Consider the following 11,438-nt stretch of genomic DNA (forward strand, 5'->3'; position numbering starts at 1 on the left):
TATAGCCGCGCGGGCCTTGCCATTAGACGTAGATCAAAGTCAGGACGTATGCGCAGGACGGCAATGTCCTGCCTCCTTCAGAATCTCCACGATGGAAAAGTCGTTTCACCGCTTCACCGAACTCTTCGCGCAGCTGGGCCTGCCGTCCGACGTCGAGGCCATCCGCGAGTTCATCGCCCGGCACTCGCCGGTTCCGGCCGGCACGCGCCTTGAAGAGGCGTCTTTCTGGACCCCAGGCCAGGCGCAGCTGCTGGCGGAACTGATTGCGCAAGATGCGGACTGGGCCGAGGTGGCCGACCAGCTGAACGCGGCCCTGCACCGGGTTTAGCCGGCGAGTGCCACGCCGAGGCCGACCGCTCCCATGAGGAGATAGGCCGGCAGGATTCGCAACGAGAGCGCGGGGCCGTCCAGCACGGTGGCAAGTCCCAGCTTCGTGACTTGGTTGACCGTTGCAGCGATGAAGAGCCCCAGTGTGGCGACGTTCGCGCCCACGGCCTCTTCCGCAACCATGCGCCCCACGGACAGCGTGATGGCATCGACGTCGACGAGACCCGACACCGCAGACGTGATCATCAGGCCTGCATCGCCAAACCGATCGGCAAGGAATCGTCCAGCGACGGTGACGGCGCCAAGGAAGGCTGCGAACTGAATTGCCGAACTGAGCCTCAGCGGGTTGCCGATCTGCAGGTCGGGTGGCTCATCGCTCGCGCCACGCATGGCCGCCAGGGCCCCAAACGCAGCGCCGGCCAGGGCCATGGATCCAAAGACCCGCACGGGCCCGACGCCAAGCGCGGGGGCGGCAATGGCGACCAGCACTGCCATGCGCGCAAACATTGCGGAGCAAGCGAGGACCGCGCCGACCGCGGCCAGGGGCCGCCACGCCGGCGTTTGGCGCGACCAGCGCGCCAACGACGCCGTGGTCGCAGTGCTCGAAACAATCCCACCGAGCAACGCGGTGAGGGTCAAGCCTCGCTTGGTGCCGAGCCAGCGCATCAGCACAAAGCCCAGGAACGACAGGACGGACAGCAGGACGACCGCCCACCAGAGGCGGTAAGGATTCAGGGCCTGATAGGGCCCGAAGCCGCGATCTGGCAGGACGGGCAGCGCGACCACGCTGATCAGGAGCAGCTGCGTGCCGCTGGCCAACTCCGTCTCCGAAAGCTTGCTGATGCTGGCGTGCAGGGGCCGCTTGAATTGCAGCAGCGCCATGACGAGAACCGCCGCGACTGCGGACATGCGCCACGCGCCGCTGGCCGCGATGGCACCGATGGCGAAGGTCACGAGCGCCGCCACGTAAGTCGTCAGTCCCATGACGGTGTGCATGCGGACGGTGACGAGGTAGCCCGCCAGCAGGAACATGCCGACAAGCAGCGCAAGCGCCGCGAGTACGGCACCTCCCCAGCTCTGGGCAAGGACACTGCCCAGGCCGCCGAGCAGGCCCAACAGCGCGAAGGTGCGGAGGCCGGCCACCCTGTGGCCGTCCGGAATCTCCCGCTGGTGCCAACCACGTTCGAGACCGATCAGTGAGCCGGTTGCCAACGCCAGGCCCAGGCCTGTCAGGGTCGTGAGATCCAGATCAGTCACTGCCGCGCTTCATGGTCAGGAGACGCGGCTCACGTCAGTTCGACGGTCTGCAGATAGTCCGGGACGGCGGCCGGCCACCCCAGGTCGTGCTCGATGCGTCCGCGCATCGTGTCGGCCGCCTGGGGCTCTCCGTGCGTCACGAACGTGTGGCGCGGTATCTGCGAGAAGCCGCGCATCCAGGCGAGGATTTCGCCTGCATCCGCATGCGCGGACAAGTTCTCCAGGGCATCGACCTCCGCGCGTACGGGCACGTCCTCGCCGTGGATGCGCACCGTGGGCGCACCGCTCAGGATCGTCGCGCCCCGGGTCCCGCCGGCTTGGTAGCCGGCAAAGAGGATGGTGTTGCGCCGGTCGGGGGCAAAGGCCTTCAGGTGGTGGACGACACGGCCACCGGTCGCCATGCCGCTGGCGGAGATGATGACCATCGGGCCGCGCTTGGCGCTCAACGCCTTGGAGTCCTCGGCCTTGTTGACGATGGTGGCCGCGTGGCACATCCCTTCGCACTCCTCGGGCGACAGGCGGTGCTCGGACCGATGAGCGTGATAAATCCGGGTGGCGTCCGTTGCCATGGGGCTGTCCAGGTACACCGGCAGGTGGTGGATGAGCCCTCGCTGCTTGAGCAAGTAGATGCCGTACAGCAGGCTCTGCGCCCGGCCTACGGCAAAGGCCGGAATGACCAGCACGCCACCTCTTGCCGCGGTGCGGTTGATGACCTCCGCGAGCTTTTCCAAGGCGTCCGACGGCTCGTGGGTCCGGTTGCCGTAGGTCGACTCCACCACGAGGTAGTCGGCGCCGTCAACCTGCGCCGGCGCCTTCAAGACGGGGTCGTTGGGGCGGCCAATGTCGCCGGAGAACAGGATCGAGCGCTGGCCATCGCTGAGGCGGATGAAGGATGAGCCCAACATGTGGCCCGAGGGGTCGAGCCGAGCCTGCAGCCCCGGCACCGGCTCAAATGACTCGCTGAAAGCCTGGGGCGAGAACAGACGCAGGCACCGCTCTGCGTCCTCTCGCGTGTACAGCGGCAAGGCGGGCTTGTGTTTGGAAAAGGCGTGGCGATTCGCGTACTCCGCCTCTTCCTCCTGCAGATGGCCGCTGTCCGGCAGCAGCACCTTGCACAGGTCAAAAGTCGCCGAGGTGCAGAAGACCTTGCCGCGGAACCCCTGTCTGGCCAGCAGCGGGATGTAGCCGCTGTGGTCGATGTGGGCGTGGGTCAGCAGGACGGCATCGATATCAGCGGGAGCGGCTGGCAGTGGCTCCCAGTTGCGCCGGCGCAGCTGCTTGAAGCCCTGGAACAAGCCACAGTCCACCAATACCTTCGAGGTGCCATGACGGACCAGGTATTTCGAACCGGTCACGGTTCCTGTCGCTCCCAGAAACTGAAGTTCCATCGAATCCTCCTGATAGGTCTTCAAAGCAAGACCGGCCGGTCCGGCAACTCGTTGGCTCCAGCCAAGCCTCGTGGGAAGTGCTGCCTCAGCAGTTCCCCGACGGATCGGACGCCCGCCACCGAGCCCTCAGCGAACCCTCCGTCGCCAAACTGCCGCTGCATCTCCGTGCAGATCCGGCTCCAGGCCTCCGAGCCACAACAGGCGTGGATACCGCGATCCGCGACGATCTCCACGGCGCGATCCGCGAGAAGCACGTAGATCAACACTCCGCTGTTGTGCTCGGTGTCCCAGATTCGCAGCTGGGCGAACAAGTCGACCGCACGCTCGCGCGCTGACTGTCCTTGCCACAGCGGCGATCCGTCCAGGCTCGCTTCCACTGCGAATCTCACCTGTCCACCATGCGATGCCTCGCCATGGCGGATGGCCTCTTCGACGGCATCGAGGGTTTCAGAGGAGAACGCAGCCCTGACTGCACGCTGTGTCGTGAAGAGATGTCGAAGGATCCGCTGGAACTTCATGTCACCACCGCCCGGACGCGCCACCGCCCCCAAAGCCACCGCCACCACCTCGGAAGCCTCCGTCTCCTCCTGACCAGCCGGACCCACGGTGACGACCCGACATGCCGCCCATGAGGCCACCCATGCCCAGCCCGAGCAGGGTCACGCCAAATGCTGCCAAGCCAGCCAGTGCGGCCGTCGTCACCGCACCCGCCACGAACCAGGTCAGGCCGCCGAGCACGCCGCCTGCGATCACGGCACCGCCTACACGCCCGAACAGGCGTCGCAACACGCCCCCCAGCGCGGCCGCCATGACTATGACGACCGGCCAGATCTGTCCCGGGTCGTTCGAGGATTCGCGTGAGCGGCCCCTTGGCGCGGGCAGTTCTTCACCGTCGATGACACGCATCATCTGCTCGACCCCGGCGGTGATGCCGCCGTCGAAGTCACCGCTGCGGAATCGCGGCTTGATCTGCTCGTCGATGATGCGACGAGCGATAACGTCGCTCAGGGCGCCCTCGACCCCGTAGCCCACCTCGATGCGGACGGCGCGATCCTCTTTCGCGACAAGCAGCAGCGCGCCGTCGTCCACCCGTTGCCGACCGAGCTTCCACTGTTCCGCGACCCGCAACGCGTATTGTTCAATGGGCTCAGGCGCGGTCGAGCGAACCATCAACACGGCCAGCTGCACGCCTTTGCGCGCCTCGAAGGCCCGGAGCTTGGTATCGAGCTGGACCAGCGTGTCCTGGGAGAGCGTCTGCGTCTGATCGGTGATGCGGGCGCTGAGCGCCGGCACCGGCAGTACGTCTTGTGCGGCAGCGATCAAGCTCATCCCAAAGAGCGCCAGCCACAGCAACAGATGCGCAACCCACCCGCGGGTAGCCGGACGCCGGGATGGCGAGCCGCCCATGATCAGCGGCTGGCTGCCGGCGCCGTGAAGTCCACCTTGGGCGGCGTCGACAGGGCCTTCTCGTCGGTGACCGTGAAATTCGCCTTCACGTCATAGCCGAACGCCTTGGCGGTCAAATTCGTCGGAAAGCTGCGCGCCAGCACGTTGTAGTCCTGAACGGCCTTGACGTAACGACCGCGCGCGACGGTGATCCGGTTCTCCGTGCCTTCGAGCTGGGCGCGAAGATCCTGGAACGCCTGATTGGCCTTGAGCTGCGGATAGTTCTCGCTCACCACAAGCAGCCTGCTCAACGCGCCGGACAGTTCACCCTGCGCCGCCTGGAACTTCTGGAAGGCCTCGGGGTTGTTGATCAGCTCGGGTGTGGCTTGAATGGACGTAGCCTTTGCGCGGGCTTCGACTACCTTCGTGAGCGTGTCCTGTTCGAAGGTGGTTTCCCCCTTCACCGTGGCCACGATGTTGGGAATCAGGTCGGCACGGCGCTGGTATTGGTTCAGCACTTCCGACCACGCCGACTTGGTCTGCTCGTCCAGTTTCTGAAATTCGTTGTAGCCACACCCGCCGAGCTGCAGCAGCACGAACGCGAACAGGACCTGCAGGATGGATCTCATGGTTGACGCTCCACGTCTTAAAAGTAGTTGCGCTGGGGGGCGAGGCGACAAGCGCAGCAGCGCGGGCAATCGTCGTACCCGGACCGACCCTGTTGTCTGGCCGGCCAGGCTCCATCAGATCGTCCGCCAGTCACCTTGTTCGGCCTTGTTGAACCGGGGGAAGAATCGAGGCGTTCTCTGCGCGTAGTCGCGCCACAGTTCGCCGAACTCGCGCTCCGAGTCGCGCTCCTCTCGCAGCGCCAGCCTCACGTACATGAAGACGAGCACCGGGAACATGGCGAGCGTGACCAGGGTGGGCCACTGGAAGAGGAAGCCCATCATGATCAGCGTGAATCCGACGTACTGCGGGTGCCGCATCCTTGCGTACGCACCTGCCGTGGCGAGGGTGTGCATCCGCTGGGCTTGCCAGAGGACGTTCCAGGCCGCCGACAGCAGCCAGAAGCCGCCAAAGATCAGGACGGAACTGAGCAGATGGAAGGGGCCGAAATGAGGGTTGGTCTTCCAGCCAAACACGACTTCGAGCAGATGGCCGGCGTCGTGAGTCGCGAAGTCAACGCCCGGGAACTTGGTCGTCAGCCATCCGGACAACAGGTAGATCGTCAGCGGGAACCCGTACATCTCGGTGAACAGCGCCACGAGAAACGCTGAAAAGGCACCGAACGAGCGCCAGTCGCGTGCGCTCTGCGGCTTGGCAAAGCTGAACGCAAAGATGATGAAGACCAGGGAGTTCAGGATGACGAGCGACCACAGCCCGTAGCCCGATGCATTGGTGGGGTCCATGTTGCCTCCAATCAGCGCGACGAGGGGTCAACGGGTCCGGCACCTGGCCCTTGACCGCTCGAGGAGCCTTGGTCCGAACCGTGATGGTGCCCGTGCCCGTGTCCGTGGAAGAGGTGGAGCAGCGGGCAGGCGAACAGCAAGAGATACGGCAGCGCGCCGAAAAAATGCGCGCGGTGTTCGCTGAGCAGGAAGAACAGCGCGATCAACGCGAAGAGGATGAAGACCCACCTCGATCGCGACTGGCGCTGCGCATGCTCATGCGTATTCATGTCCATGGCATCCTCCAAACCGCCTCGCGGCGGCGTCGTTGCTCAATCAGCCCTGGTTCTTGTGGAACTTGGCATGGTCGTGCGGCTTGACCTTCTTCTTGGCCGGTGCGGATGCAGCCTCGTCGGGGCTCTTGGCACAGTTCATCGTGGCACCGCTGGGGGCACCACGATCGGCACCATGGTCGTGCTTGGCCTTGCAGTCGTGAGGCATGGAGGCGGCACCCATCGGTGCGGAGGCCCCCATGGGCTGGGCAAGGGCGGCACCCGAAGCGAGGGCCAGACCGAAGGAGGTGATGACGGCGGGGATGACGTTCTTCATGAGTAACTCCTCAGCGGGTTGCGATACATCGTCAGCTTAGGCAGACCCATGTCCGGGCACTTGACAGCGATCAACCAAAGCACAGAACGAGGCTCACGTCCTGTCGCGGCCATCGCCGGTCAGCGTCAGGGCCAACGCGAGCGCCCACAGGATGGCGGGCACCAACAGCAGCCAGCGAAAGTCCGAGTGGATGGAGAAGTTGATGGCGCTCATCAGCACGACCGTCAGCGCACCGGCCGTGGCCAGCGTCCATGTCATGCCGGGACCGTCCCAGACGCCCCTGCGCACGAGTTGCAGCACGAGGACGCCCGCACCGGCCATGAAGCCGCCCATGACGGTGAAGACATGCCCCAGCCACGCTTTCAAGCCAGGCAACTGGCGCTCGATGTCGTCAGGATTAAAGCCGATGTAGCGCACGTCCTCTGGCAGCAACGCCGGGCGCACCAGGATGAAGTACGCACCGAGCCCCACCATCCAGACGCCGCAAAAGCCAATCAGCGCACGAGAGAGGCCTTGCTGCCCCGATGCAGACGCAGGAAACCCGGAGGGCCTGGGGCTCATTTCGAACCCCGCAGGCGCAAGGAGTTGAAGACCACGCTGACGGAAGACAGGCTCATGGCCAGTGCGGCGATCATGGGCGACAGGAGCCAGCCGGTGAAAGGATAGAGAACGCCGGCCGCCACCGGAACACCGAGTGCGTTGTAGACGAAGGCGAAGACCAGGTTCTGGCGCATGTTGGCGATCGTGGCTTGCGAGATCCCCCGCGCCCGGGCGATACCGCGCAGGTCGCCCTTCACGAGGGTGACCTGCGCGCTGTTCATCGCCACATCGGTGCCGGTGCCCATCGCCACACCGACATCGGCCTTGGCGAGGGCTGGTGCATCGTTGATGCCGTCGCCGGCCATGCCAACGACGCGGCCTTCGCGCTGAAGGCGATCCACGAGAGCGAGCTTGTCGGCGGGCTTGACCTCGCCGTGGACTTCGTCGATGCCAAGCTTCTTCGCGACGGACTGCGCTGTGGTCAGGCCATCGCCCGTGGCCATCACCACGCGCATGCCGGCGTCATGAAGGCTTTGGACGGCTTCGGGCGTACTCGGCTTGATGGGATCCGACACGGCCACGATGCCCAGCAGGCGGCCCTCGCGTGCCAGGAACATCACGCTGCTGCCCTGGGAGCGCATGTCCTCCCCTGCGGCGCGCAAGGACGACACGTCCAGACCATCCTGCTCCATGAGGGCCGTGTTGCCGAGTGCGAGCTTCTGGCCCTCGACCACGCCCCTGACGCCGATGCCTGTGGAGGACTCGAAGTCCACGGCTTGTGCAAGCGCGAGCTTGCGGGCGCGCGCTGCGTCGACGATGGCCTGCGCCAGCGGATGCTCGCTCCCCTGGTCCAGGCTGGCGGCCAGGCGCAGGACCTCCTCTTCGGTCACGCCCGGCGCGGCTACCGCCCGGTCGAAGGCCGGCTTGCCCTCGGTCAACGTGCCGGTCTTGTCGACGATCATGGTGTCCACGCGCCGGAAGTTCTCGATCGCGGAGGCGTCGCGGAACAGGATGCCCTGCGTCGCCGCCTTGCCGGTGGCGACCATGATCGACATGGGCGTGGCCAGGCCGAGTGCGCATGGACAGGCAATGATGAGGACCGAGACGGCGTTGATGAGGCCGAACAGCCAGCCTTGTTCACCACCGAACAGGCCCCAGCCGAAGAAGGCCAACAGCGCGATGCCGATCACGACCAACACGAAGTAACCGGCGACCTGGTCGGCCATGCGCTGCATCGGAGCCTTGGAGCGCTGCGCCTGGGCGACCATCTGCACGATCTGGGACAGCATGGTCTGCGAGCCCACGCGCTCCGACTGCATCACGAGCGAGCCGGTCGTGTTGATGGTGGCGCCGATGACCTTGTCGCCAGGTCGCTTGGTCACGGGCACCGGTTCGCCGGTGAGCATGGCCTCGTCGATGGCGCTGCTGCCTTCGAGCACCACCCCGTCGACGGGAACCTTTTCACCGGGTCGGATGCGCAGGCGGTCACCGACATGCACATGCGTCAACGGCACGTCCGCCTCGCTGCCGTCCGCCTCGATGCGGCGCGCCGTCTTCGGGGCGAGCCCAAGCAGCGACTTGATCGCAGCGGACGTCTGGGACCGTGCCTTCAGCTCCAGCATCTGCCCCAACAGGGTCAGCGAGATGATGACCGCAGCAGCCTCGAAGTACACGCCGATCCGGCCGTGGGCTGCAAAGCTGGACGGAAAGAGCTCAGGTGCCGCCGTCGCGACCACGCTGTAGATGAATGCCGCGCCGGTGCCGATGCCAATCAAGGTCCACATGTTCGGACTGCGATGGATCAGCGATTGCCAGCATCGGGTGAAGAAGGGCCAGCCGGCCCACAAGACGACCGGCAACGACAGCACGAACTCCAACCAACTCTGCTGGGCAGGATCCATGATCCCGAAGCGATGCCCCACCATAGCGAGCGTCGTGACCACCACGGTCAGGGGCAAGGTCCACCAAAAGCGACGCGAGAAGTCCCGCAGCTCCGGGTTGTCGTCGTCGGCCGTCGCCTCCGGGATCAACGGCTCCAAGGTCATCCCGCACTTGGGGCAGCTGCCGGGGTGATCTTGGCGGATCTCCGGGTGCATCGGGCAGGTGTAGATCGTGCTTGGCGGCGCGGTTTCGGCCGCTCCTGAGGCTGCTCCGGCGGCAGCGGCCGTGGGTCGCAAGGCGGTGGCCGGACCCGATGAATGGTGGGCATGGGCGGATAGCGGCGCCGGCTGTGGCGCGGCATGTTCGTGCTTGTGCCCGTGACTCTGATGATCGCGATGCTCGGCGGTGGTTGCCGGACCTTGCGCGCCTTGGACCGGCACCAGGTGCATACCGCACTTCGGACAATTTCCGGGGTGGTCCTGGCGGACTTCCGGGTGCATGGGACAGGTGTAGACCGTCGCGCTGTCCGGCGCCAGAGGCGTGGCGGCGGACGAGGTGTGTTCGTGGTGACGATGGTCCATCTTGTTCTCCGATTCATCCGTTCATGACGCGCCAGGCGAGCCCAGCGACCAATCCGGCCGTGGCCAGCCAGCACATCCACGCCAGCACGCGGCTCCACCAGGGTTGAGGCTGGCCGCGCTGCAGTTGTTGCTTGAGGCCCATGCCCGTGGCATGCCCCACCAGACCGACTGCGATCAAGGGGATGGCGAAATCGGCCAGCCGCGGCCAAAGAAGGGCAAGACCAGCGCCCAGGACCGCAGCGCCGGCCGTGGAAAGCAGCTCTGCCGCCTTCAGCGTACCCTTGTCGTTGCAATCTGACACCCGACCCGCCCGTGGGTTGCTAGGTACGCGTGACCGTCACGTCAGCGCAAGCACGGCTGAAGTGAGTGACTGGCACGAAGGGGCTCATGGCGGCATGCTCCCTGAACGAGCCTGCGCAACCCTTGACCTCGGTCAAGCCATCCGCCTCAACGGCTGCAGCAGCAGCCACCGCTTGCGCGTTGAGGCCCAGCCCTGGATGCGGGCGGCGCGGACCTGGGCGAATAGCCCGCTCCCTGGATGGCTGCTTGCAGGGCGGCCCCATCAGCCGCCGAGGCATGGATCTCGACGCGTCTGGTCGCGAGATCGACCGACACCTTGGCGGCGGGGTCTGCCCGCTTGACGGCCTGGGTGATGGCGCTGACGCAGTGACCACAGGTCATGTCATTGACTTCGAAAGCGATCATCTGGAACTCCTGTCTTTGAGTCGACGGGTTCACTTTGAAGCTTCCCACAATGGCAAGGTCAAGCGCTTTTTGACGCATGCCACCTGCCGAAGTCGCTCAGTGCAAGAGCTGCGAGATCTCCAGCATGGGCTTGAGCCCGGAGCCGAAACGCGCCATCGCCTCGCGGTGTTGTTGCAGTTGGCTGTAGGGCAAGTAGCGGATGCCGAGCTCAGAGACGCGGGAGAAGGCCGGGCGACGGAGTTGCTGCTGGACGTCATCGCGCCGACTGTCCGGCGCCACGAGGAACAGAGTGCTGCCGGCACCGACTGTCGTTCCAAGCGCCAGGTCCAGCATCCGGACAATGCCGGAGTAGATGGAGGTGGAGTGTTCGACCTCGAACGCCGCATGAACCTGACTGCTGTTTCGTTCAAGCCAGACCACATCGATTAGCCGGACCGTTTCGGCGCCGTTGCCGGCTGACGGCGTGAAGTCCGCGATGCAGCCGTCCCCCAGTTGGCCGCCGCCATAGGCGCGGCTGCGGTCATTGCTGGCGATCCAGACGTCAAAGCCCAGCGCCTTGCCGAGGTCCCGCAGCCAACCTTGAATCTGCGTGTGCGTCGTGTCGCTCTCACGCTCGGCTGCCCACTGCTTTTGCAGCGCAGCTGATTCCGCACGTACCTGGGCCAGGTCTGCCTCCCAGGCCTTGAGCTGGCTCTCGTCACCCTCCCGGGGCGGCGCCTGGTATCGGCCGGAACCGATCTCGAAGAGCAAGCCAGCCAGCGCACCGAGGTCGTTCGACAACTGTGTCCGGTGCTGCGCATTCAAACGGATCGCCCCTTCGCGCATCGACAGGTAATGGTCCCAGCGGCCCAGCTTCACGTTGCCGCCCGTGACCGCGTTGTAGCCTTTCACGATGGCGGTGTTGAAGGGCATGACGAGGGTGGGATGGATGAAGTACAGCAGGTTAGCCACCGCTGGCCCAAGCCCCTTAATCTGCAGGGTGTCGATGCGCTGGATGGCTTCCACCACGGCCTGTGCCGTGTCGCAGCAGTCGCAGGTGTGCAGGAGGCGGGCGAATGCGCGCTGGTTGTCTGCGTTCTCGTAGATGTCCGGAATGCGCAGTTTGGGCTTCCACAGGAACGCGTGGTCGGCCCCCTTGAAGATCTGCCGCTGCTCCGCCACCGAGCCGACGACTGTCTCCAGGGACGAGCCGCGGTAGGCATTGCCGAAGGTGCCGGCCTCGATGTCCTTGACCACCTGGCCGATGCCGCGCCGGATCGATCGGAAATTCTTGAGCCGCTCCTCCCACAAGAACCAGCTTGTTGACGCTCGCGACCGACTGACCCAGGGTGCTCGTCCAATACTGACCCACTCCTGAAGGCTACCCGAGGGAGCCT

General features: G+C 65.4%; 14 protein-coding genes. 1 reads left to right on the top strand and 13 read right to left on the bottom strand.

Annotated elements, in window-relative coordinates; translation table 11 throughout:
• The first annotated feature begins 91 nt into the window (after positions 1 to 91).
• Positions 92 to 328 carry a DUF2789 domain-containing protein gene (locus AC1Q7O_RS27150; protein ID WP_343624190.1) on the top strand — a complete coding sequence of 79 codons (237 nt, stop codon included), beginning with the start codon at positions 92 to 94 and terminating at the stop codon, positions 326 to 328.
• Here the strand turns inward: AC1Q7O_RS27150 and AC1Q7O_RS27155 are convergent.
• From AC1Q7O_RS27155 to AC1Q7O_RS27215, 13 genes are all read right to left on the bottom strand, one after another.
• Positions 325 to 1,584 (bottom strand): MgtC/SapB family protein, encoded by a 1,260-nt coding sequence (locus tag AC1Q7O_RS27155; protein WP_492662448.1) that lies wholly within the window; start codon positions 1,582 to 1,584, stop codon positions 325 to 327. The two genes, AC1Q7O_RS27150 and AC1Q7O_RS27155, sit on opposite strands and share 4 nt — an antisense overlap.
• Before the next feature lie 29 nt (positions 1,585 to 1,613).
• Positions 1,614 to 2,972 carry an MBL fold metallo-hydrolase gene (locus AC1Q7O_RS27160; protein WP_343624193.1) on the bottom strand — a complete coding sequence of 453 codons (1,359 nt, stop codon included), beginning with the start codon at positions 2,970 to 2,972 and terminating at the stop codon, positions 1,614 to 1,616.
• A gap of 20 nt (positions 2,973 to 2,992) precedes the next feature.
• Positions 2,993 to 3,490: a TPM domain-containing protein gene (locus AC1Q7O_RS27165; protein WP_343624194.1), complete on the bottom strand. Its 498-nt coding sequence runs from the start codon at positions 3,488 to 3,490 to the stop codon at positions 2,993 to 2,995.
• 1 nt (position 3,491) lies between these two features.
• Positions 3,492 to 4,301, bottom strand: a complete 810-nt coding sequence (locus AC1Q7O_RS27170; RefSeq protein WP_343624196.1) for a TPM domain-containing protein — start codon at positions 4,299 to 4,301, stop codon at positions 3,492 to 3,494.
• Between the two features lie 80 nt (positions 4,302 to 4,381).
• Positions 4,382 to 4,987 carry a LemA family protein gene (locus AC1Q7O_RS27175; RefSeq protein WP_343624198.1) on the bottom strand — a complete coding sequence of 202 codons (606 nt, stop codon included), beginning with the start codon at positions 4,985 to 4,987 and terminating at the stop codon, positions 4,382 to 4,384.
• Positions 4,988 to 5,101: 114 nt separating this feature from the next.
• A complete protein-coding gene (locus AC1Q7O_RS27180) occupies positions 5,102 to 5,767 on the bottom strand; it encodes a methyltransferase family protein (protein ID WP_492662449.1) in 666 nt (221 codons plus the stop codon).
• A gap of 11 nt (positions 5,768 to 5,778) precedes the next feature.
• Complete coding sequence (locus AC1Q7O_RS27185; RefSeq protein WP_343624221.1) at positions 5,779 to 6,036, bottom strand: DUF2933 domain-containing protein; 258 nt, start codon at positions 6,034 to 6,036, stop codon at positions 5,779 to 5,781.
• Positions 6,037 to 6,082: 46 nt separating this feature from the next.
• The gene (locus AC1Q7O_RS27190; RefSeq protein ID WP_343624202.1) at positions 6,083 to 6,355 is read right to left on the bottom strand and encodes a hypothetical protein; all 273 of its coding nucleotides are present in this window, start codon (positions 6,353 to 6,355) and stop codon (positions 6,083 to 6,085) included.
• A gap of 93 nt (positions 6,356 to 6,448) precedes the next feature.
• On the bottom strand, positions 6,449 to 6,916 hold the full coding sequence (locus tag AC1Q7O_RS27195; protein WP_492662450.1) for a hypothetical protein: 468 nt from the start codon (positions 6,914 to 6,916) through the stop codon (positions 6,449 to 6,451).
• Complete coding sequence (locus AC1Q7O_RS27200; RefSeq protein WP_492662453.1) at positions 6,913 to 9,276, bottom strand: copper-transporting P-type ATPase; 2,364 nt, start codon at positions 9,274 to 9,276, stop codon at positions 6,913 to 6,915. Before AC1Q7O_RS27200 ends, AC1Q7O_RS27195 begins: the two co-directional genes overlap by 4 nt.
• 94 nt (positions 9,277 to 9,370) lie before the next feature.
• The gene (locus AC1Q7O_RS27205; protein ID WP_492662451.1) at positions 9,371 to 9,658 is read right to left on the bottom strand and encodes a hypothetical protein; all 288 of its coding nucleotides are present in this window, start codon (positions 9,656 to 9,658) and stop codon (positions 9,371 to 9,373) included.
• Between the two features lie 146 nt (positions 9,659 to 9,804).
• Positions 9,805 to 10,062 (bottom strand): heavy-metal-associated domain-containing protein, encoded by a 258-nt coding sequence (locus tag AC1Q7O_RS27210; protein ID WP_492662452.1) that lies wholly within the window; start codon positions 10,060 to 10,062, stop codon positions 9,805 to 9,807.
• Positions 10,063 to 10,158: 96 nt separating this feature from the next.
• Positions 10,159 to 11,403, bottom strand: a complete 1,245-nt coding sequence (locus AC1Q7O_RS27215) for a type II restriction enzyme NmeDI-related protein (protein WP_492662454.1) — start codon at positions 11,401 to 11,403, stop codon at positions 10,159 to 10,161.
• Positions 11,404 to 11,438 lie beyond the last annotated feature (35 nt).

Source organism: Roseateles sp. GW823-FHT07B05 (genome assembly GCF_058794515.1).

Bases quoted from the DNA above. Each gene is read 5' to 3' on its own strand.
- AC1Q7O_RS27180 (WP_492662449.1), bottom strand. From the start codon at position 5,767: ATGGACCCCACCAATGCATCGGGCTACGGGCTGTGGTCGCTCGTCATC.
- AC1Q7O_RS27210 (WP_492662452.1), bottom strand. From the start codon at position 10,062: ATGATCGCTTTCGAAGTCAATGACATGACCTGTGGTCACTGCGTCAGC.
- AC1Q7O_RS27170 (WP_343624196.1), bottom strand. From the start codon at position 4,301: ATGAGCTTGATCGCTGCCGCACAAGACGTACTGCCGGTGCCGGCGCTC.
- AC1Q7O_RS27200 (WP_492662453.1), bottom strand. From the start codon at position 9,276: ATGCACCCGGAAGTCCGCCAGGACCACCCCGGAAATTGTCCGAAGTGC.
- AC1Q7O_RS27195 (WP_492662450.1), bottom strand. From the start codon at position 6,916: ATGAGCCCCAGGCCCTCCGGGTTTCCTGCGTCTGCATCGGGGCAGCAA.
- AC1Q7O_RS27165 (WP_343624194.1), bottom strand. From the start codon at position 3,490: ATGAAGTTCCAGCGGATCCTTCGACATCTCTTCACGACACAGCGTGCA.
- AC1Q7O_RS27190 (WP_343624202.1), bottom strand. From the start codon at position 6,355: ATGAAGAACGTCATCCCCGCCGTCATCACCTCCTTCGGTCTGGCCCTC.
- AC1Q7O_RS27160 (WP_343624193.1), bottom strand. From the start codon at position 2,972: ATGGAACTTCAGTTTCTGGGAGCGACAGGAACCGTGACCGGTTCGAAA.
- AC1Q7O_RS27150 (WP_343624190.1), top strand. From the start codon at position 92: ATGGAAAAGTCGTTTCACCGCTTCACCGAACTCTTCGCGCAGCTGGGC.
- AC1Q7O_RS27185 (WP_343624221.1), bottom strand. From the start codon at position 6,036: ATGAATACGCATGAGCATGCGCAGCGCCAGTCGCGATCGAGGTGGGTC.
- AC1Q7O_RS27175 (WP_343624198.1), bottom strand. From the start codon at position 4,987: ATGAGATCCATCCTGCAGGTCCTGTTCGCGTTCGTGCTGCTGCAGCTC.